The organism is Sphingobacterium suaedae, from assembly GCF_042684625.1.
Lineage (GTDB): Bacteria > Bacteroidota > Bacteroidia > Sphingobacteriales > Sphingobacteriaceae > Sphingobacterium > Sphingobacterium suaedae.
In genome coordinates this window covers 756,900-778,859 of the sequence record NZ_JBHULR010000003.1, presented here as the reverse complement: position 1 = coordinate 778,859, position 21,960 = coordinate 756,900, and the positions used below count along the sequence as shown (strand labels likewise).

The 21,960-nt window shown below is 46.7% G+C and carries 14 protein-coding genes; 4 read left to right on the top strand and 10 right to left on the bottom strand.

The genetic code is table 11. The annotated features are described in order from the left end of the window. Window positions 1–107 precede the first annotated feature (107 nt). The 4 genes from ACFSR5_RS06780 to ACFSR5_RS06765 form a co-directional block, all read right to left on the bottom strand. Complete coding sequence (locus tag ACFSR5_RS06780) at window positions 108–1,592, bottom strand: RagB/SusD family nutrient uptake outer membrane protein (RefSeq protein ID WP_380902020.1); 1,485 nt, start codon at window positions 1,590–1,592, stop codon at window positions 108–110. Between the two features lie 18 nt (window positions 1,593–1,610). Beyond that, on the bottom strand, window positions 1,611–4,772 hold the full coding sequence (locus ACFSR5_RS06775; protein WP_380902018.1) for a SusC/RagA family TonB-linked outer membrane protein: 3,162 nt from the start codon (window positions 4,770–4,772) through the stop codon (window positions 1,611–1,613). 134 nt (window positions 4,773–4,906) lie between these two features. After that, window positions 4,907–5,944, bottom strand: coding sequence for a dipeptide epimerase (locus tag ACFSR5_RS06770; protein ID WP_380902016.1), 1,038 nt, complete (start codon window positions 5,942–5,944; stop codon window positions 4,907–4,909). Between the two features lie 43 nt (window positions 5,945–5,987). Further along, entirely contained in the window at window positions 5,988–7,205 is a 1,218-nt protein-coding gene (locus ACFSR5_RS06765; protein WP_380902014.1) for a C40 family peptidase, read from the bottom strand. Window positions 7,206–7,439: 234 nt separating this feature from the next. Here ACFSR5_RS06765 and ACFSR5_RS06760 point away from each other — a divergent pair, with 234 nt between their 5' ends. From ACFSR5_RS06760 to ACFSR5_RS06750, 3 genes are all read left to right on the top strand, one after another. Then, on the top strand, window positions 7,440–8,462 hold the full coding sequence (locus ACFSR5_RS06760; protein ID WP_380902012.1) for a N(4)-(beta-N-acetylglucosaminyl)-L-asparaginase: 1,023 nt from the start codon (window positions 7,440–7,442) through the stop codon (window positions 8,460–8,462). A 102-nt stretch (window positions 8,463–8,564) separates the two neighbouring features. Beyond that, entirely contained in the window at window positions 8,565–9,083 is a 519-nt protein-coding gene (gene msrA / locus ACFSR5_RS06755) for a peptide-methionine (S)-S-oxide reductase MsrA (RefSeq protein ID WP_380902010.1), read from the top strand. A gap of 326 nt (window positions 9,084–9,409) precedes the next feature. Then, complete coding sequence (locus ACFSR5_RS06750; RefSeq protein ID WP_380902008.1) at window positions 9,410–10,186, top strand: DUF4382 domain-containing protein; 777 nt, start codon at window positions 9,410–9,412, stop codon at window positions 10,184–10,186. A gap of 51 nt (window positions 10,187–10,237) precedes the next feature. Here ACFSR5_RS06750 and ACFSR5_RS06745 read toward each other — a convergent pair whose 3' ends face one another. Next, entirely contained in the window at window positions 10,238–12,997 is a 2,760-nt protein-coding gene (locus ACFSR5_RS06745) for a DNA gyrase/topoisomerase IV subunit A (protein ID WP_380902006.1), read from the bottom strand. Between the two features lie 145 nt (window positions 12,998–13,142). Here ACFSR5_RS06745 and ACFSR5_RS06740 point away from each other — a divergent pair, with 145 nt between their 5' ends. Then, entirely contained in the window at window positions 13,143–13,973 is an 831-nt protein-coding gene (locus ACFSR5_RS06740) for an aldo/keto reductase (RefSeq protein ID WP_380902004.1), read from the top strand. A 3-nt stretch (window positions 13,974–13,976) separates the two neighbouring features. On the opposite strand, the gene ACFSR5_RS06735 is transcribed toward ACFSR5_RS06740, so the two are convergent. The 5 genes from ACFSR5_RS06735 to ACFSR5_RS06715 all read right to left on the bottom strand — a co-directional run bounded on the left by ACFSR5_RS06735 (window position 13,977) and on the right by ACFSR5_RS06715 (window position 21,890). After that, window positions 13,977–14,204 (bottom strand): hypothetical protein, encoded by a 228-nt coding sequence (locus ACFSR5_RS06735; RefSeq protein WP_380902002.1) that lies wholly within the window; start codon window positions 14,202–14,204, stop codon window positions 13,977–13,979. 589 nt (window positions 14,205–14,793) lie between these two features. Beyond that, window positions 14,794–17,073 (bottom strand): beta-glucosidase BglX, encoded by a 2,280-nt coding sequence (gene bglX, locus ACFSR5_RS06730; RefSeq protein ID WP_380902000.1) that lies wholly within the window; start codon window positions 17,071–17,073, stop codon window positions 14,794–14,796. A gap of 11 nt (window positions 17,074–17,084) precedes the next feature. Further along, window positions 17,085–18,830, bottom strand: a complete 1,746-nt coding sequence (locus ACFSR5_RS06725) for a family 43 glycosylhydrolase (RefSeq protein ID WP_380901998.1) — start codon at window positions 18,828–18,830, stop codon at window positions 17,085–17,087. 4 nt (window positions 18,831–18,834) lie between these two features. Then, window positions 18,835–20,217 (bottom strand): glucoamylase family protein, encoded by a 1,383-nt coding sequence (locus ACFSR5_RS06720; protein ID WP_380901996.1) that lies wholly within the window; start codon window positions 20,215–20,217, stop codon window positions 18,835–18,837. A gap of 38 nt (window positions 20,218–20,255) precedes the next feature. Then, complete coding sequence (locus tag ACFSR5_RS06715) at window positions 20,256–21,890, bottom strand: glucoamylase family protein (protein WP_380901994.1); 1,635 nt, start codon at window positions 21,888–21,890, stop codon at window positions 20,256–20,258. Window positions 21,891–21,960 lie beyond the last annotated feature (70 nt).

The window sequence follows — 21,960 nt, the reverse complement described above, 5'->3', positions numbered from 1 at the left end:
CATGTTCCAATACGAACAAAAAGAAAAATCTGGCCGACGACACAGCAGGTCGTTTGGCCAGATTTCGCTAAGAAACCCTGCGTTGGGATAGTGGTCGCGGTGCGAACTTAATATCCTGGATTTTGTTGTCCCTCAATAGCGGGATTAGCATTGATTTCGTCTAACGGGATGGGAAGAATAGTTTTATAGAATGTTCTATCTATACTCTTTTCCCGATGAATCGTAGAGATGGCGCCCAGATCGTCGTCAAATGTGATCGTTTTATTCCAACGTATCATGTCGAAAAAACGATGCCCTTCGGTGAACAATTCTTTACTGCGTTCTTCTTCAATCATATTCATTGTAATGTTAGCTGCGCTTGCGGCAGGTAGATTTGGAGACCGTTTTCGGATTTCGTTTAGGTAATTCGCCGACTTCTGTCTATCTGGAGCATTCTTTTCTAATGCGGCTTCAGCAGCGATCAGATAGAGTTCCGAGAGGCGGATTACTTTAATGTTTACAGCTGTACTGTTGGCAGACTTCTTATCACCGGCCAAACCTGTGCTTCCGCTATACTTGTAGCTAGCACCTAAACGTTTTCCGGGATGTGTTGAAGTCTCGCTCAATTCATCTGCTGCCATGATAGACCAACGTACATCATCGGCATCTTCCGATAACTTATCTAAAAATGACGTGCTTGCCGTAAAATATCCTAAAATGCTCGAACTCCCATGACCGGCCTTTCTGTACATGGCTCCCAACGACGAATTTCCCAAGTCGCCTTCGTTCGGATATACACCCAGTTCAAATATGGATTCTGTTCCAAATTCGGTGGACCAGGACTCTGCCCATTGGCTGTTTTCATATAAGGTGTATATATCCGCTTGGATAACTTCTTCTGCTGCGGCCAAGGATTCCGTATAGTTCTCCATATAAAGGTACACGCGCGCTTGCAATGCCTTATTTGCAAAGAAATTGATAAAACCATTTGCCTTTGCCTTACTCAACAACGGTTCGGCAGATGTCAAGTCATCGACGATCTGTTTGTAGTTTTCATCGACCGTGTTTCGGAGTTCTTGCGCTTCGCCGTTCAGTAACTTAGTAACCGTAGGTACGCCCAACGCTGATTTATTTTCGTTGTATGGTTCACCATACAAACGAACAAGATCGAAATGAATCAGTGCACGAACGGTCAAGGCCTGACCTAAGTAATTATCGAAATCCTCTGTGCTGCCGGCAGTTTTCAATTTTTCTATAGACTCAATAAGGTTATTGACTTGTGCCAGGCAGTGATAACCTTGAGACCAAATGGAGGAATAGCTATTCGAAGATTCGCTATGATTGAACACGTATAGGTAGTCATACCCTCTCCCTTGAGACGTAATGGTTAAATCACCACCCTTGCTGTCGGCATATAGCGGAAAATTACGTCCATAGTAGGATGCACTTGCTAACTTGCTCATGAGGCCATTAAGGACAACTTTGGCATCTGCCGCAGTTTCAATAGCTGTCCCCGCGTCTGCAGAAGTAGTTGGTTTGACATCTAGAAAATCGCTACACGACGATGATGCTAGTGTATAAACAAAACAGGATATTAAGAATATTTTTTTCATGTCTCGATCAATTTATGGTTAAAAAGAAAAGTCAACACCGAACGTATACGTTTTGGCAATGGGCACTTCCCATCCTCTGCTACTGTATTGATTGACTTCAGGGTCTGCATTTTTAAATTTTGACACTGTAAGCAGGTTTGCTCCGTTGAAATAAACCCTTGCCGTCCCCATTTTTAGACGGTTGGTGATGCTGCTCGGAATTTTGTAAGCTAACTGAATGTTTTTTAGTCGCAGAAAAGACGCGTCGTATAAATGTCTGCTGCTAATTTGATTTACATCTTCGAGATCCCGTCCCGAAACCATAGGAAGTGTTCCGGACGTATTCGATGGGCTCCAGGTATTGTCCACAAAGTACTGAGATCGTATACGTTCCCAATAATATCCATCGTCTGCAACATCGCGCGAAGCAGCATCGTAAAGGTCTCCACCAATTTTGTAAATTAAATTTAAGCCCAGACTGAAATTGCGATAAGTCAGATCCGAGTTGATACCTCCATAGAATTGCGGATTTCCGTTCCCGATGATGACACGGTTGGCTTTTGTATAGTCGTACGTTGCAGCTCTTCCGTTGAAGTCGAAATCTCCGCCTGCTCCATCAGGTGCATTCACATACCAAACATTTTTTCCGTTTGTTTGATCGGTGCCTGCCCATTCTAAACCAAAAAATGCAAGTGTCGATTGCCCTTCCCTAAAAATGAACCGCGTACGCGCATCTCCCCCCGTGGGATCACTCCAAATAATATCTTCATCTTCATTCAGCGCGATAACGTTGGAATTTATGTGGCTACCGTTGATCGAGAGTGTCCATTTAAAATTTTCCTTTTTTATTAAATCCGATCCAATTTCGATTTCGATTCCCTTGTTGTTGATTTGTCCGATATTTCTGGTGGACGATCCAAATCCTGTGATCAGAGATTGAGGTACCCCCAGTATAAGATCCTTAGAATCTCGGTTAAAATACTCCACTGATCCAAAAAGTTTGCTTTCCAGAAGACTAAATTCAAGGGCGACATTGGTTGTGTAATTTCTTTCCCAAGACAGATTCGGATTGGCAGAATTACTTAGGCCCCCGCCTGCTAAAGTCATATATTTCGAGCCGTAGCCAACCAAAGGGCGCCACTCAAAATCGCCGGTAGGCAACGTTCCATTTACGCCATACGACGCTTTTAACCGCAAATGATCAATGGTCGAAATATCCTTGAGAAACGATTCTTGCGAAATGGTCCATGCTCCAGAAACAGACCAAAAGTTTCCCCACCGCGAATCGGGGCTCAGCCGCGACGATCCATCTCTACGAAACGATGCGGAAGCGAAATACTTCTCTGAAAAGTTGTATTCCGCCCGTGATAGAACGGACATCATGGTATTTCCCCATGCGTACGCGGTAGCATCTAAAGAACCTGCGGTATATACCGTTGGGAGTGTCGAGTTCGGGAGATCCTTTCCCGTCGCACGGATATAGTCGGTTGTATTCTTTTCTGCCTCAAAACCAGCTAATATACCGATGTTGTGACGTCCAAAATTTTTAGTATAATTCGCTGTTGTCGAAGACACCAATTTTTGAATATTGGTGGACATTTCACTGACTGACCCATTATCGGTCGCGCCTGTATAGTGTTTTGCACTGTAGTAGATATGATCCTTTGTCTCCGTTTCATCATACGAAAAGATGGTCTTGAGGTTTAGTTCAGGTAAAAGACGAAGAGTTATTGATTCAATGGCAGATATCTTTGATATGTTTGAAGAATTGTCCCATTCATTATTGTAATAAAGTTGATTTTGGGCCAAACTTCCATAGCGGGCTGTCCAAGGATCCCCTGTTTTATAATCTGTCGGCCAATAGAACGGCCACAGTAAGTTTCTCGTCTGAAAAAGATAACTCGTACTCGTATTTCGTGTGTCGTTCATGCCCACTAATTTCGTTCTCGCTAAATTGATGTTTGAGCCGAATTCGAGCATCTTGCCAATTTTTTGTGTCAGGTTCACGCGGCCGGAGACACGGCTGTAATTGTTCAGAATAGCCCGACTTTTGTCCGACGTATAGTTCAACGAAGAATAGTAATTGGTTTTCTCATTGGCTCCACTGACCGCAATGTCATTTGAGTTGAAAACCCCCGTCCTGAATAATGCGTCATTCCAGTCGAAATATTTTCCCTCTCGGTTGTCTATCCCATCCGTACGTCCGGCTATTTTCACCTCTTCCCACATGGTCGTACCACTTGTGGAAAACTGATAACCATGTTTGCCGAAGTTATTGTTAAACCGGTTTAAAACCCATGTGTTTGCTGCCTCGTCAGACAATCCGGCAGCTTTTCTCGAGTCAAATAATACGCTATAGAGAACATCAATTTGATCTTGTACAGAAGCACTCTCGTAATTATCTGTTGCCCAAGATGGGCTAAGCGCTACAGACGACTTGATATCGATTTTAGGAGCTCCCGTTTTCCCACGCTTCGTCGAGATAATGACCACACCGTTTGCAGCCCTTGAGCCGTAAAGCGATGAAGCGGCTGCGTCTTTGAGTACCGTTATAGATTCGATGTCGTTCGGATTTAGGGTGCTCATGACATTGTTACTATTGGCAATGTAATCTCCCAACTGGGATGTTTGTCCGGATATAACTGGAACACCGTCAATTACATACAGCGGCTCATTTGATGCGCTTATAGATCCTATGCCGCGTATTCTAAGTGATGGGGTAGCTCCGGCTTGACCAGATGTCGTGGTGACTTGAAGACCCGCAACTCGTCCAGTTAATGCCTTTTCGAAAGAAGCATTGGGTTGATCATTGATATCGCTGGCCTTGATCTCTTTGGCCGACCCGGTATACGTGCTTTTTTTAGCCGTTCCGTAGGCAACCACCATGACTTCGTCTAGCGAGGTTTCATCCGATTGCAAGGTCACATGGAGCGTCTTGCGGCCTGCCAGGCTGATTTCCTGATCGGTATAACCGACAGCTGAGATAACAAGAACGGCATTTGGATGTGCATTGATGCTGAAAAGCCCGCTCTCGTTGGAAGAAGTGCCTTGGTTTGTCCCCTTGATGGTGATTGTTACACCAGAGATCGGACTGCCATCGGCGCCGGTAATTTTTCCCGCAACGGACGTCTGCTGCGCATTGACGACATGTAGGGCACTACAGGCGACAACACAGAGGGAGGTTAGTAAGTGTCTGTTCATAATAGTTAGATAATGTGTAAGTTAAATATACCGTATAATTCCGGTCTGATAAAATTATAGTGTTTAAAACATTAGTTTTGTTGAATTTTGTTCAATTTCCTCGTATATCGGCAGAACGAGATAAAAAAAGCAACCTATTGGTTGCTTTCCTTTTTTTGGACAATACCAATGCCTGGGCGGTCAGGTAGGTGGCACATGCCGTCGACAACTTGCATGCCATCGTAGATATCATTTCCTATTAATAAAGCGCCGTCTAAATCGGCCCAATCTACCAATGGTGCTAACTGTGCCGCGGCAGTTATGGCACATGAGGTTTCAGTCATGCAGCCGAGCATCACCTTCATACCCAGTGCACGGGCTAATTCAGCCATTTTTTTTGCTTCGCGCATTCCCGTACATTTCATCAGTTTGATGTTAATGCCGGTGTAAACACCTTTCAAACCGACGATTTCCGAATACCGTTGACATCCCTCATCTGCGATCGTTGGGATAGGCGAATGCTCCGTAAGCCAAGCCATATCGTCTATTTGTTCCTTGGGCATGGGTTGTTCCAGGAAAACGACATTCCGTTCGGCTAGCCAATGCGTCATTTCCAGGGCTTGCTCTTTACTTTTCCAGCCCTGATTGACGTCTGCACATAGCGGTATATCGGTTACCGATCGGATAGTGTCAATGATCATTTTATCTGTTTCTAGTCCAAGTTTCACTTTAAGTATTTTGAACTGTTCAGCCTCCAATACCTTTTTACGAATCACGTTTTCGGTATCGATGCCTATGGTATACGATGTGGGAGGGATATCGGATGGGTTTAGTCCCCATATCTTATGGAAGGGCTGTCCCATTAACTTGCCGAGTAAGTCGTGTAACGCGATATCGATAGCCGCTTTTGCTGCTGTATTTTTGTCGGCCAACGCATCGACATACTGTAAGATATCTTCCGTTTGAAAGGGAGATAAAAATGCCGAGAGGTCGACACGAGCCAAGAAAGACATAACACTTTCCTGAGACTCCCCCAAATAAGGAGGCATACTCGCTTCTCCATAACCAATCACACCTTCATATTCCAGTTCGGTGAGTACGACCGGCGTGGTGGTCCGACTGTAGGACGCTACCGTAAAAACGTGTCGCATCTCCAATGTATACGGTCGGAAGCGAAGCGTAAATTTTCCCATGGTTTTGGTCGATTCTTGAATGAGGGGCATATCGTATGATGGATTAGTTGTAGTATGTATTTTTTGTAACAGGCTGGATCGCTTCGTCCTGACTGCCGAGATAACGTCGGGCGGCCACTACCGTCCTGGTCTGAAAATCATCGTAATTCGGGGCGCCTTTAAGCATGCTGTTGATGCGTACTGTGCCTGCGGCGTGGATAAACAGTCCATTGCCTATATATAGTGCCACGTGCGTAACACGGGCCTGCGGCTCCGTGTGTTTGCCTCCGGCAAAGAACAACAGGTCAGCAGGTTGCAGATTTTTTAAAGCTTTATCCGGTTCAAAATTGCCATCTGCATCCAAAATATCGATTGGTTCGCCATGCAATACCTGTTGCGACGCGTCACGTGGAATAACATAGCCATTCATAAAATAGGAGGTTTTCGTAAATCCACTACAGTCTACACCCTTTACGGACGTTCCGCCCCAAAGATAGGGAAGGCCCAACATCGATTTGGCACTGGCGATGATGTTCGCTGCGGTTGGCTTTCTGCTAGCTTGCCAATCGTCGAAAAGCATACCTTCATTTTTTGGCAAATACGCGATGCGTTGATCCGGGTAAGCGACTTTATAAAATTGTTGTTGTTCTTCAATCAGGGACAATACATCTCCATATACCAGATCAGAGACGCGCTGACTTGTTTGATCGGGAGCCGAATAGGATTTGCCGAATTCTTGGATATAGATGATGCGCGGGCGTTGCTTCCAAGCTAAAAATTCCTCCGCAGATACGGGCACGATCGAAGAGGTAGGCACCCATGCAATATAACCTTCCGGTGTGCGTACGCGGAAATCACCACCTTCCTTTTGTAGGATGTCTACCGCGGTGCCAAGCAGCAACTGTGTGGCCATCTCGGCGGCATGACTGGGTTTCGTGCGTAGGTTGGCCACAGACAGATTGACGATACCCTGTATGTTTTTACCTATGGATTCGTCCGGTAATACACGTAGTTGGATCGTAGCGGGGATAGTCGATAATTTAGGTTGAAGTTTTTCTTTAAGTGATGAGTCGCTCAAGACGATGGTATAGTTGTTTGCAGCGACATGCGTGTCCGCGAGTTCCAAAAATTTGGTTCGTTTATCGGGCGCGTAGTTTGCCCGTACCTGAGCTAAGGTGTTCTGCAATTGAAAGTAGACGGTAGAATCTATTTGAGCCGTCGCCGCGAACGTGCTGCTAGCTAAGATTGCTACATATGCGGTTTTTCGAAGCAGGTTTTTCATGTTAGTACTGTTGTTTATACGAATATAGACCAAAAACGCTAATATGCTGCGAAAAAAATGCGTTTTTTTTCTTGTTGTAACCGTAATGTTGTATTAATCAGCAAAAAAAGAGACCATTGAACGGATGTATAAACACATTCTTGGGTTGCCCATCCGCCTATTCTAAACGTTTTAGCATAAGAATATCGGGAATTTTGTAATATTGTAGGCAAAACAACGTAGACAATATACTATATGGGTTCTAGACGTCAATTTATAAAACAATCTTTTGTTGGTGCAGTCGCTGCGAGTTCGATCGGAGATCTTTTCGCATCGCCGGCAGCGGCAACGGGAATTCGCCCGATCGTGATTTCCACATGGGACTTTGGTGTAGCGGCCAATCAAGCTGCCTGGAAAGTGCTTCAAACGAATGGGAGAGCACTGGATGCCGTAGAGCAAGGCGTGAAAGTGGCAGAGGCAGATTTATCGAATCCGACCGTCGGGAAAGGAGGCTATCCAGATCGCGACGGACATGTGACATTAGACGCGTGTATCATGGATGAGTTGGGTAATTGCGGATCCGTGGCGGCATTGGAGCATGTGACACACGCGATATCGGTAGCCCGTCTGGTGATGGAAAAAACGCCGCATGTGATGCTCGTAGGAGAGGGGGCGTTACAGTTTGCTTTGGAAAACGGATTCGAACGCGAAAACCTATTGATCCCTTCTTCAGAAAAAGCTTGGAAAGAATGGCTTAAAGAAAAGCAATATAAGCCCATCATGAACATTGAGAATAAGTCGTTTAACACAGAGCGGTTGCCGGGGAATCAATATAACCACGATACGATCGGTATGTTGGCATTAGATGCACAAGGCAACCTGTCTGGGGCATGCACTACTAGCGGCATGGCATTCAAAATGCGTGGCCGGGTCGGAGACAGTCCCATTATCGGGGCTGGCCTGTACGTGGATAATGAAGTCGGCGGAGCCACATCAACGGGGGTTGGAGAAGAAGTCATTCGCACGGTGGGAAGCTTTTTGGTTGTTGAACTGATGCGTCAAGGGTATCCTCCAGAAGAGGCGTGTAAAGAGGCGGTAGAACGCATTGTAAAGAAAAAGCCGGCGACAGCTAAAGAGATCCAGGTCGGATTTCTGGCCCTCAATAAAAAAGGAGAATATGGTTCTTACGCGTTGCAGTCTGGCTTTACATATGCGGTTTGCCATAAAGAGCGGCAAGACTTAATCATCAAAGGAAAACATATTTTTCCTGCGGGTTAACCTACAGCCGTCGTTGTCTGTAAAGCGTCATATCCGAGCATGACTGTGGCATCACAGATTTTATTTTGTTATTTTTGAGCTATATTACTTAGAAAGGTTAAGATGAAAGCTACATTTGGAGGCGGTTGTTTTTGGTGTACGGAAGTAATTTTCCAAAACACAACAGGTGTACGTACGGTGTTGCCCGGTTACATGGGCGGCAAAACCGATCATCCGACATACAAAGAAGTGTGTGCCGGCGATACGGATCATGTGGAGGTCGTACAATTAGATTACGACGAGACAGAGGTTAACTTCGAAGACCTCTTAAAGGTGTTTTTCAAAACACATGATCCGACGACATTAAACAGACAAGGGAACGATGTGGGTACCCAGTACCGGTCAGTGGTTTTTTACCATAACGACGAACAAAAAGTAGCGGCTGAACGGTTTATTCAGCAATTGGAATCAGAGCAGGTATTTGCTGATCCGATAGTCACAACTGTAGAATCTGCAGAGACGTTCTGGGAAGCGGAAGATTACCATCACGATTATTTTAATCAAAATCCCGAAAATCCATTTTGTGCAGCGGTCATCGCGCCCAAATTACAGAAATTCCTAAAGGATTATCAGGCATCGTAGCCTGTAGGTGTTTTATCGTTCGACGGGCACATCCCATACGTTACGGGAATTCAGTGTGCCGAACTATGCACCGCAGGATAGCTATCGGCACCGTTCCACGAGCGGTGTCCTTTTTTTGTATACAACAACATGGCCCAAGTAAAGGCATGTAGCGTTCCAGCACGATTCTTTCGTTTCCTGAACCTTTTCTCCGATGCATTTCGTTGTGCATCAATGTCTATTCCGATACGCTGTTGTTTAGCGAAAGTGACGATTTAATAACAAGTTTATTACATTGGCATTAGCTTTGCTTAGCAGAAGGATATGAATCAAAAATACACGACAACATGAAAAGGAATTTGTTTTTTTGCTTGCTAGGACTCGTGGGGTTGAGTGCTTGCGAAAGTGATGGTAGTTCGGGTGAAGGCAGGACACCGGTGTCGGTTAAGATGACAGACGCGCCCGGTAAGTATGATGCGGTACATTTGAATGTGGGTGAGGTCGAAATTCTGACGGCCAATGGACGGACGAGTATCGATGTTGACGATAATCGGCCATTTGATATTTTAGCGTTTTCCATGGGCAAAGATACCTTGTTAGCTACGGATTTGGTGGCTTCCGGTAAGTTGCAGGAGGTGCGTTTGGTCTTGGATGACGAGGGTAATACCGTAACGGTTGATGGCGTAACCTATCCGTTGGAAACACCAAGCGGACAGAGTTCCGGTGTTAAAATAAAAGTACAGGAAGAATTGGTGCCCAATGTTGCCTACACCTTATTGTTGGATTTTGACGTTGCGACATCCATCACAACCACGGGAAATGGTAAATATGTCCTTAAACCTGTGGTCCGCGCGATTCCAAACGCTGTCTCCGGCGTGATCAAGGGAATCGTTCTCCCGGTTATTGCGGCTCCTAAAATCTACGCGGTTATCGGTACAGACGAACGCATTGGTGCCGTGACCGATGTGGATGGGAAGTTTTATTTTCCGGGAATAGCAGATGGAACATACACCATCCTTATTGAGGCCGAAAACAGCTTGTATGCAGACAAGACCATCGACAATGTCGTTGTAGAAAATGGCGTGGCTACCGATTTGGGTACGATCGAATTAAGCCTCTTGTAAAGGTATTCCGTACAGCATAAAAAAAGCGCAGATCATCTGCGCTTTTTTTGTTTAAAACAGGGAAGTCTGCCCCGAGTCATCCAGATTGATGTCATCCGGATTTGTAATTTCAAAACTAACATCGTTTGCCGGCGCGGATTCTGCTGATGACTCGTTCGTAAGGTTTTCTGCAGTCGGCCTATCTTCGATCAGGGCCTGTTCAGGCTTCTGTTCGTTCGCCTTATCCGGGTCACCTGCTGACGGTTCGATTTCTGGTACGGGTACTTTGGTCGCGGCGAGGTCTATTTCGTCCGTTAACAGCGTGACGGCTTTGACCGTGTGAAAGGAAAGTCTATTCCCTTGCGCTTTCATACCCTTCACGTCAATCAGCTCGTTCAGCGGTTGATCCAACGATTCCGGCGCTTGTGTCTTCCCTTTGAGCAGATCGATGCGTGCGACGGGGGCTTCACCGTTGGTTAAGAGGATTAATTTTGAGCCCGGCGTATCATTAATAAAAGACACCCGTTTGCTGATTGGTTGATCGTCGAACTTAAATCGCTTTACGTAATACGTGCCAGATTTTCCGTCTTGATGAACAGCGGTATACACGTGATCCGTAGTATATTTTTCCATACGGAGGATCTGGCTGTCAAAGTGGTTGCTCAAATCAAAGCTGGAAAACTCGTAAGTGCCGTCTGGGTAAGCCAAAAGGATCTTATCGTCTCCGTCAAATTCGCCGAGGTAACGTCCTCGCTCGTCGGCGTTTAGCCGGCGTAAGACGTCGTCAAACCAGATTTTGCGTCCGGCAAGTGTAGAAACACCTGCATTTTTGAACGTGATTTTTTTTATGGGAAATTTCGAGACAATATTTCCTTGCGAGGCCCTTCCCTTGATCGCTATCTCTGCAAAGTCCTGATCGAAGGTTAGCTTTCGTAGCTTGGTATGGGGTTTTAATTGAATGTTTACAACTTCTGCTTCCCCATTTGGATTCGCCGTAAAATAGAGCACTTTCGATCCTTTTGTGCCTTTTGTGATATCATATTCTTTGTCCCGCGTGACGCCCGTTACGGCAAAACGCTTGATATAGCTTGTCCCTGTTCCTCCATCGCTATAGATGGCATTGTAAATCGTTCGGTCGTCTCCCTTTTTGAACACGGCAACATGGATAATATCCTTGCCGACAAATACCTTTTCCTGCACCTTGGTAATGGCGTATTTTCCGTCGCTGCGGAAAACAATAATATCGTCGATATCTGAACATTCCGAGACAAACTCGTCTTTGCGCATGCCCGTTCCAATAAAACCCTCGGCACGGTTTACATATAATTTTGCATTGGCCAGCGCAACCTGCGCTGCTTCCACCTTATCAAAAACACGGATTTCCGTTTTCCGTTCCCTTCCTTTGCCATATTTGCTACGGAGGTGTTCAAACCAGTCGATTGCATACTCCGTCAGGTTTTTTAGGTGTTTGCGGACTTCTTTGATATCCTGCTCTAAAGCCCGCATTTGTTCATCTGCCTTACTGACATCGAAGCGCGTGATGCTGCTCATCGGTTTGTCAATCAGTCGCTTGTAGTCTTCCGGTAGGATTTCTCGGTAAAATTGTGGGAAGAAAGGCTCAAAGAGGCTGTTTAACACGACGACTACCGTATCAAAATCGCCTGCATTTTCATAATCCGGATGTTTGTACATCCCTTCCTGAATAAATATTTTCAACAAAGAGCTAAAGAATATTTTTTCCTGAAGTTCGTGTAATTTGATTTCCAGCTCGCGTTTAAGCAGTTCTTTTGTCTGCTTCGTGTTCGCGATTAGGACATCGTTCACACTCATGAAATGCGGCTTGTTGTCTATAATGACGCATGTGTTGGGCGAAATCGATGTTTCACACGCTGTAAATGCGTACAGTGCATCGATGGTCACATCCGGAGAAATGCCGGGGGCCAGGTGTACGATAATTTCTACGTTCTCCGCCGTATTGTCTTCGATCTTTTTAATCTTTATCTTACCCTTGTCGTTTGCATTGACCACGCTTTCGATTAATCCGCCGGTAGTCGTCCCAAAGGGTATCTGCGTAATGGCCAATGTTTTTTTGTCCCGTTCTTCAATTGTAGCCCGCACCCGGATCTTTCCACCACGACGGCCTTCATTGTAATTGGACACATCTGCCGACCCGCCCGTTGGAAAATCGGGAAAGAGGTTAGGCCGTTCGCCTTTCAATACCTGTATCGATCCATCGATCAGTTCTATAAAGTTATGCGGCATGATCTTAGTCGCCAGACCAACTGCAATTCCTTCTGCACCCTGCGCTAAGAGCAACGGATATTTGACCGGCAAGGTGACCGGTTCCTTATTCCGACCGTCGTAACTGAGCTGCCACTCCGTGGTATCGGGGTTGAATACCACCTCATTGGCAAATTTGGATAGGCGCCCTTCGATATAACGTGGCGCTGCTGCCGAGTCGCCCGTGATAGGATCGCCCCAGTTTCCCTGGCAATCAATCAGTAAGTCTTTCTGCCCGAGCTGTACCATGGCGTCTCCGATGGAGGCATCCCCGTGAGGGTGATATTTCATGGTGTTCCCAATGACGTTGGCCGCTTTATTATACCGACCATCGTCCATTTCTTTCAGCGAATGTAGAATACGGCGTTGTACAGGTTTAAAACCATCGTTGATATGGGGGACAGCCCGATCTAAGATCACGTAGGAAGCATAATCGAGAAACCAGTTTTCGTAGAGTCCCGACAGCGGGATCGTCGTACTGTTCAGTTCCTGATCCTGACCGTACGCGTTTGGATCTTCATTTTCTGCTGGAAAGTTTGTTTCTTCGCTCATTTACGATAAAAATAGCTTGATTCGATAGAGTGTAGTTGCTTTACAAAGCAGGTAAAAATAAGAAAAATCAGGGATTTTCTATGCGTTGATTCGGTATTTACATGGATTTCTACTAATTTTAAGCTGCAGATAAAATAGGCACAACATGGACATCAAGAAATTATATAATGGTGTAGAAATACCGGCGGTGGGCTTTGGAACCTGGCAATTGACGGAAGGAGTGCACGAGGTAATTGAACACGCCCTGCAGGCTGGGTATACCCATATAGATACGGCAGCAGTGTATAAAAATGAACAGGAAATCGGGGAGGCGATTAAAAAGAACGGCATCGATCGTTCGTCTTTATTTATTACGTCGAAGGTTTGGAACAACGATCGTGGTTATGACAATACCCTTCGGGCGTTTGAGACTTCTTTATCACGATTGCAAATGGATTATCTAGACCTTTATCTCATTCATTGGCCCGCTAATCCTACACGCGAAAATGCACAACAGGAAAATGCAGATACCTGGCGGGCATTGGAAGAACTTTATCAGGCAGGTAAAGTCAAAGCTATTGGATTAAGTAATTTTCTAAAGCATCACATCGAAGCTGTTTTGGATAACGCGACGATTAAACCGATGGTGAATCAGTTGGAGATTCACCCTGGATACCTGCAGACGGAGACGGTAGATTATTGCAAAAAACAGGAGATCGTGGTCGAAGCATGGAGTCCGATCGGTTCTGGGCGTTTGCTGCAGAACGAATCCCTATTGGCCATTGCTTCTTCTTATGGCGTTTCTGTCGCTACATTGTGTTTACAGTTCCTTCTGCAAGAAGGTTTTGTGGTATTGCCGAAATCTACGAACCCGAAGAACATACGCTACAATCTTCACTTTGAAAGATTCACGATTCGAAACGACGACATGGAAGCCATCAAAGCACTCCCTACGACAGGTTTTTCTGGATTGAATCCCGATGAGATTAATTTCTAAGCGTTAGATAGGAACGATGCCGATCAGCAGGAGCCCCGACACATGCTGTAATAGGGACGGGATTCCTGACGGATGGACAATTTGACGAATCCTGCCATCCCCACCGAGTTGCCCCAGTAGCATGTAGGAAGTTAGGAGACATGGGATACCGTATGTCATGTTATTGAATACATGTTGTGTGACAGACAAAACGGATAACAAGTGCGCTTTTCCAGACTTCGAACTGTTCACGTCGTTTCTGCCGCTGTCCTCCGGGAACAGGGATTAGTTTTTTTAATTTGGTTTGCTTCTAACCTATTAACTATTTATTTTTGAGAAACTAATTCCCTTTCGCTCTAAACCCTTTTCTACTTTCTTAAAGTCCGTTCAAGTCCGTTTAAGTCCGTTCAAGTCCGTTCAAGTCCGTTCTAACTCCCGCACAACTAGGCCTCTACTCCGACACAACTTCGAGACAGCATTGCCTCTCGGTCGACTGTTGATCGACTGTTGTTCGACGGGCCTTCGACAACCAGCCGAAGAGCAGCCGAAGAGCAGTCGAACAAGCCTCGAACACGTCCCGAACAAGCATCGAACACGTCCCGAACAGGCATCGAACAAGACTCGAATAGGTCTCCTGGACAAATGCTTAAAAAAGAATATTTTACGAAATTGATTGGATTTTATTGAAATCGTACGGCAGGAGCGGATGGGTGACGTCCTGGCCTGCTGACCAGTTAACAGCATGGATAAGGATTACATGGCGTGGCCGTATCACCGTTCAAAAAAAGAAGCCGCCTCCTGTGCGGGAGAACGGCTTCCACTAACCAACCGAATAACTTGTTTAGTTGAACGAGAATTGTGCTTCTTTCACATCCCTTGAGTTGGCGCCAATGAAGAGTTTGAAATCCCCAGGCTCAGCCACCCATTGTAGTTCGTTATTATAAAATTTGAGATCATCTACGCCGATTTCAAAACTGACTTTTCGACTTTCGCCCTTTTTTAAAAATATTTTTTGGAATCCTTTGAGTTCTTTTACGGGCCGGGTGATCGATGCGTAGATATCACGGAGATACAGTTGTACCACTTCTTCGCCATCAAATGCCCCGTTATTTTTCACGGTAACCGTGGCGGTTATTTTCTCACCGGGGGATAAATTGGTTTGACTTAATTGGATGTCGCTATAGGTGAATGAACTGTAGCTTAGTCCGTAACCAAAAGGAAATAACGGTTCGTTGGTCACGTCTAAGTAATTCGACCGGAACTTTTGAAACCATGCGCCTTCCGCTAATGGACGTCCTGTAGTTTTTGCGCTGTAATATAACGGTATCTGTCCGACGTTCTGGGGGAATGTGGCTGGAAGTTTTCCGGAAGGATTGACGTCGCCAAATAGAACGTCGGCAACTGCCTTCCCGGTCTCTGTTCCGCCAAACCACACATTTAGTATAGCTGGTACGTGTTCATTTTCCCAAGTTAATGTCAATGGTCTTCCTGCGAACAGGACAAGAACCACCGGTTTTCCTGTTTGCAGTAAGGCTTCCAGCAATCTCTTTTGTGTGGCGGGGATGTCCAGATCCGTGCGGCTCGAGCTTTCGCCGCTCATTTCGGATGATTCGCCAAGTGCCGCCACAATGACATCAGCGGATTTCGCCACCTGGAGTGCCTCCGCAATAATCTCTTGCTCGGGACGTTCATCTCTCGGTATTGTTCGGCCAAACATCGTTGCTCGTTCCTGATATTGCGCATCGGATAAGAGGTTGGCCCCTAGGTGATGCACCACCTTAACTTTATCGCCCAACGCTGCTCGCATTCCTTCCAGCAAGCTTGGCGTATTGGCTAAATCTGCGCTGACACTCCAAGTCCCGGGCATATTGGCACGCGTGTCGGCCAAGGGCCCAATTAAGGCGATGATCCCGCTCTTCTTTAATGGCAAAGTCTGTTGATCATTTTTTAAAAGGACAAAGGATTTTGCGGCCACTTCCCGCGCTTTGGCCAGGTGGTTAGGTGTCAATATATTGTCTTTTGCCCGTTTTTCGTTGCAATAGCGGTAGGGGTCGTCGAACAAGCCGAGTTTATATTTTGTTTCTAGCACGAGCCGGCAGGCATTATCGATCTCCGCTGGGGATACCTTTCCTTCGTCGAGGGATTGCTTCAGCGTGGTCAAAAAACCTTCGCCTACCATATCCATATGTACACCTGCTTGTAAGGCGCGTGCCGAAACGGTCTGTAGGTTGCCTAATCCGTGATCCACCAATTCGTTAATACCGGTATAGTCGGTCACGACCATACCATCGAATCCCCATTGGTTTCGCAACAGGTCCGTAAGCAACCATTTATTGGCTGTTGCGGGCACACCGTTGATGTCATTAAACGAAGCCATGACTGTCCCCGCACCGGCATCTAATGCTGCTTTGTAGGGAGGGAGGTACTCGTTGTACATGCGGTGGAGGCTCATGTCCGTTGTATTATAGTCGCGTCCGGATTCGGCGGCACCATATAGTGCAAAGTGTTTAACACAAGCCATTAACGTATTGTTCGCAGCCAAATCGTCGCCTTGGTATCCTTTGACCATCTCGGAGGCGATGCGTGCACTTAGGTAGGTATCTTCGCCGCTTCCTTCGGAAATGCGGCCCCAACGTGGGTCACGGGAAATATCGACCATAGGGGAGAAGGTCCAATTCAGCCCATCCGCGGTCGCCTCGACGGCCGCGATGCGGGCCGATTCCCGGATGAGGTTCATGTCCCATGTTGCCGCTAGACCAAGGGGGATGGGAAACATCGTCTTGTAGCCATGGATCACATCCATGCCAAAGATGATCGGAATGCCCAACCGTGAGTTGTTGACAGCCAGTTCTTGGGCCGCCCGGATTTTGGCTGGAGACGACATACTGAAAATGCCGCCAATTTGCCCGGCTTTGATTTTGGATTCGACACCCGTGGACACCACAGATCCCGTTACCGCTTCACCGCCGGTCACAAGATTCAACTGACCGATTTTTTCTTCCACGGTCATCTTGCCCATGAGTCCGGAAATGAAGGAGTCCATTTTCGGGTCTGTTTGAGCCTTCACACTCACGCTGCAGGTCGTGGCGACACTGAGCATCCATATCGCTATTTTTCTCATATTCTCTATTTTTAGTCTACTTTTACTACCGGAAAGCGTTCCGATACCCCATTTTCATTAATTGCTTCAATGGAGAAATAGTACGGTTTTTGGCTGTCCATCGCTTTGTAATAGTATTCGTTGGCATCATGTACCATGATGCAATTGTACAGTTTGTCGGGAGCTAGACCGGTGTAGATGTTGTACGCATATGCTTCGGAAACGGGGTTCCATTTGATCCAGGCACTGCGCTTGTCTTTTTCGGTACGCATGACCATAAATTGGCTGACGGCCCTCGGTGCAGTACCGTTGCCTTTTCCGAATACGCGAAGGCCACTGATTGCAAATCTGCCGGACGGCATGTGCACGTTCTCCAATTTGATATACCGCGCTTTTGTTGGCGCAGGTAATTCGACATAGTCGTGGGGTACGTCGGTCTTGTTGGCACTTTTGTCCACGATGGTCTGCCATTTTTTGCCATCGGTCGAAGCCAATAGCGTGTATTGGTGATAGATATCGGTTCTTTTTCCTAAGAAAGCGCTATCGACATCCTGATCAGCGTAGTTGATCTGTATGGCATGTACGGTCGCCACATCGCCGAGGTCGGTTGTGATCCATTCTCCCCGCCCGCCCGAGGACGCACTCCAATAGGTTTTCATGCTTTCGTCTACCGCATGATTGGCGACATAGGCGCCAAGGGTAGAAGATACGGTAACAGGTTTTTTATAGTTAAGGAGCATCCAACCAGTAAATTGCCCCGCCTCTTTGTGGTCGGGGAGATAGTGTGGATAATCGCCGAAAGCGGTGTTGCTATACATCAGATCCTCTTGATCGAAGTACGTGGGCCATATGCCTAGCCGGCGCTCAAAGTTGTTTTTTACACCAAGGACGATTGTCGACACATGCCAATATTGACCATGTTTGTCACGAAACGTTGATCCATGTCCGGCTCCCCGTGCAAAGCCGCCGGGTTTATAGCTGAGCGGATCCGACTGCTTGGTAAACGGACCAAGCGGAGAATCGCCAACGGCGACCCCGTCGGCGTAACCGCTAAACTCTGTCCCCGGCGCGGCAAACTGAAAATAATACCTGTTGTTGTGTTTGGTCATATGGGCACCTTCCAGAAAAGGGTCTAAAAACGTATTGTCCATATATTCACCAAAGCGTTGCCAGCCATACCGCCAATCTTCTAAGTACAGCAACTCTTTACGCGTACCCTTTGGGCGCATCGTGGCCCGGTCTAGTTCAATGCCATACAGCGGATAGCGGTTGCTGCTGCCGTTATACATATAAAATCGTCCGTCGCTGTCGGTAAAAAAATCGGGATCCCATCCGCCGATTTCAAAGCTATCGACAAGTGGTTTCCACACATTATCTTTGGGGTTTGTGCTCATCCAAATGGTAAACTTATCGGTATAGGTACTGCCGAAAACCAACATGGTGTCACCGACTACTCCGACCGCGGGAGCACACAATTCGTCGTGGACATCGCCGTTCCACGGACGTAAAAATTTGCGGGGCCGGAAGGTCCACTGGCTCATATCAGCACTCCACCAATAGCCCCACTGGTTTGTGCTAAAGAGGTAATAGTTGTCTTTGTAGTTGACAATCACAGGATCCGCTGTGGCCCGGTGGCGTCCCCATTCGGAAAAGTTTGGAATTGGGGTATAGCCATAGTCGAGGTTTATTGGATTACAATACGTTTGGTTGATGGCCTTGTTTTGTGCATGAACAGCAATGGTCCAAATTAATCCTGTCCATAGAATGAGCGAACGCATGTTTTTATTTTTTTAGATACGTACTAGTAAACCCTAATTTTTGTAATCCAGCCTGCACATCTGGAGCCTGCATAAATAAGTCCCAGATAAATGCATCTTTATAGTTTTGGATCATCACCACAATAGGCCCTTGATCGATTGCCAAGTAACGCTGCGGAAACCAGTTTTCAGTTTCGCTATAGGCGTCGTAGAACCCATATTTTCCCCAGACTTTGTCGCCTATGCTGTCTCTTAGGTAATGCATAAAAGCTAGACTTTCTTTTGGTGTGTAGGGCATGGAAGAAAGGGCTGCCGTCGGTGAGATGACGCCGGTGGGATCATTATCGGGGTGGTGTGCATTGTATCCATTGGTCGAATAACTAGCTGTCCAGCCCCATCCTTTGTCTGCGCCATAACCTTTAAATCCTTTCGGGTTTTGTTCTGCGTAGGCGATATTAATTTTGGTGTGGTTCGTGACGACGTCTTCGTAGTTGGCGTATTGGTCTGACAATCCGTTGGGGTTCAGCCCCAGAAAAGAATAGTGTGCCCAAAACAATGGACCGATTTCCCCTTCTTTAGCGTTGTGTTTGACTATCGTTGGGATACCGTATTTTTCGACGGATGAACGGATATCTCCGTCACGGGCCCAACCTTTATGATACGTGGAGGCGGGGATTGGGTGCGTTGGAGAGGAGGCCGCCAACACATACGCGATCATGCATTCATCGAACCCTTGAATGGTATGATTCATGCCCCAACCGTAGTTTGGACTCCAGTGCCAATACAGGAGGTCTTTGCCGTTGCGGTAAAAGTCCCAGTTGATCCCTTTCCAGAGCTCATCTGCTTTTGCCGCTAATTGTTTATCTGTTTCATCTCCATTTTTATAAAACTCACGGATGCAGATCAGAGCTTGTGCCATGAATGCTGTCTCAACGATATCTCCTCCATCGTCGTTTTTGCTAAACGCTTTTGGTTTGCCTGAATCGCCAAAATACCAATGTGACCACGCTCCTTGAAAGCGGTCTATGCTGTCGAGGAAGTGCAAGGCTCGTTGGAGACGCGCGCGTCCTTCCTCTTTGTTGATAAATTCGTTGTGTATGCCAACCAAAATAGCCATCATTCCGAAGCCGCTGCCCCCGATGGTTACTACATTTTGGTCATTTTGAGGATATTCTCCATCCATGTGGATGCGTTCGCGTGCCAACCCGGAATGCGGCTCGGCACCATCCCAAAAGTACTGGAACGTTTGCTGTTGCACACGGGTGAGCAGGGTGTCTTCGGTACTGTGCCGGTGCGTCGTTGAATCGGCTTGGTTCTGGCTGGAAGATGTACCTGTCGATGGATTAGAGCAAGCTGCTGTTGTGCCGAGTGCCAAGGCAACGATAAGGGTGCTGTATGTTCGTTTCATAGGTATCTGTTGTTTTCTTTTAAAGGGTGTTTTAATCATTATGGGTTGGGTGTCGTGAATGCTAATTTTTGTAACGCGCGTTTAATTTCTGGTGTCTGCATAAAGTATTTCCATAAAAGACCAGATCGGTAATTTTCGATTCCAATAAGGATGGGGCCTTGATCAATGGCTAAGTAGCTATCGGCAAACCACGGCTCCGATAAGGAGAAGGCATCTTTAAATCCGTACGTGCCCCAGATTTTGTCGCCCAATTTGTAATAGAAAAAAGCTAACGCCTGCAACGATTCTTGGGGCGTGTAGGGCATGGCACTTAAGGCAGCGGTAGGTGAGATCACGCCGTTATCGTCGCTAGGAGTGTGCACTTTATAGCCTTCGATGTCATCGCTCGCTGTCAGTCCCCAGCAATCGGCGCTATAGCCTGCAAATTTTTTGGGGTTGGCTACACAATACGCCCTATTGATAAGGGTGTGATTTTTCACTTGCTGTTCATACGATGCGTACTGATCTTGAAGACCAAAAGGGTTCAATCCTAAGAAGCTGTATTGCGACAGAAACAACGGACCGCCGTTTGCAGGCCCTAAGGGTAGCGGAATGCCGTAGTAGGACGCACCGTTCTTGATGGAGCCGTTGTTGGCCCAACCTTGTTCATAATCGGTTCGCTCGATTCCATATGTTGTTGACCCTGCCGCCAATATGTAGGCGATGAGCGCTTCGTTCCACCCCGTCACTTTTAGGTTCATCTCCCACTGAAAGGTAGGACTCCAGTGCCAGAATAACGCGGATTGACCGTTTTTAAAAAAGCTCCACTCGATCGCGTTGTACAGGGTTGTGATGTCGGCCTGTAAAGTAGCATCGTTGAAGTAGTTGCGTGCTGTCAAGAGCCCTTGGAATAGGAGGGCTGTTTCGACTACATCGGCACCATTGTCCTTGGTGCTAAACGGCTGTGTTTTTCCGGTATTGCCGTTGTACCAATGCGAAAAAGCCCCGTGGTACCTGTCGGCTAATTTAAGGAAGGAGACAATTTTTTTTGTTCGTTCCAGTCCTTGTTCACGGGTGATAAATCCACGCTCGATGCCGACGAGAATAGCCATGAGTCCGAAGCCGGTGCCTCCAGTTGTTACGATATCCCCTGAGGTATTGCGCTCGCGTATCATACCGTAAGCGGGATGGGCAAAATCCCAAAAGTACGCAAATGTTTGGCGCTGGACTTTGGTCAGCAGCTGTTCGGTACTGATCCGTTCAAATTTATCGGCGGGATCAAGACCTGTGGTTATGATATAACTGTATTCTTTGTCCAATTTACTGCCGTTCGTCGCCATTAACGATGCGCGAACCGCGAAGGTATAACGCTGGAACGCCAACAGGTCATTGCCTGGCGAGACCGTCGTCGATTTGCCATCTGCGCCGACTTGTATGTCTAAGGGGATTGCCTTACCCGTTGCATCCCGCAGCTCAATATGGTTATGTATCTGTTGTCCAATCGTATGTTCGAACGTCAGCATGAACATAGGGGAAAGCCCGACGTTTGTGGTGTTCGTTATTAACTTGGAGCCATTCAGTGTAACCTCTGTCAATTTAAAGGTGCCTGCAGCTCCGTTCTCCTCTTCATTATTTTTACTGCAGGCAGTGAGTACTGTCGCGAAAAACAGGATCGCTACGAGTTTTTTGAACATAGGAAAAGATAAATTTATAGAGAGGACCCGCCGTCTGAATGACGACGGGCGCCTTTCCTGTTGTTTAGTT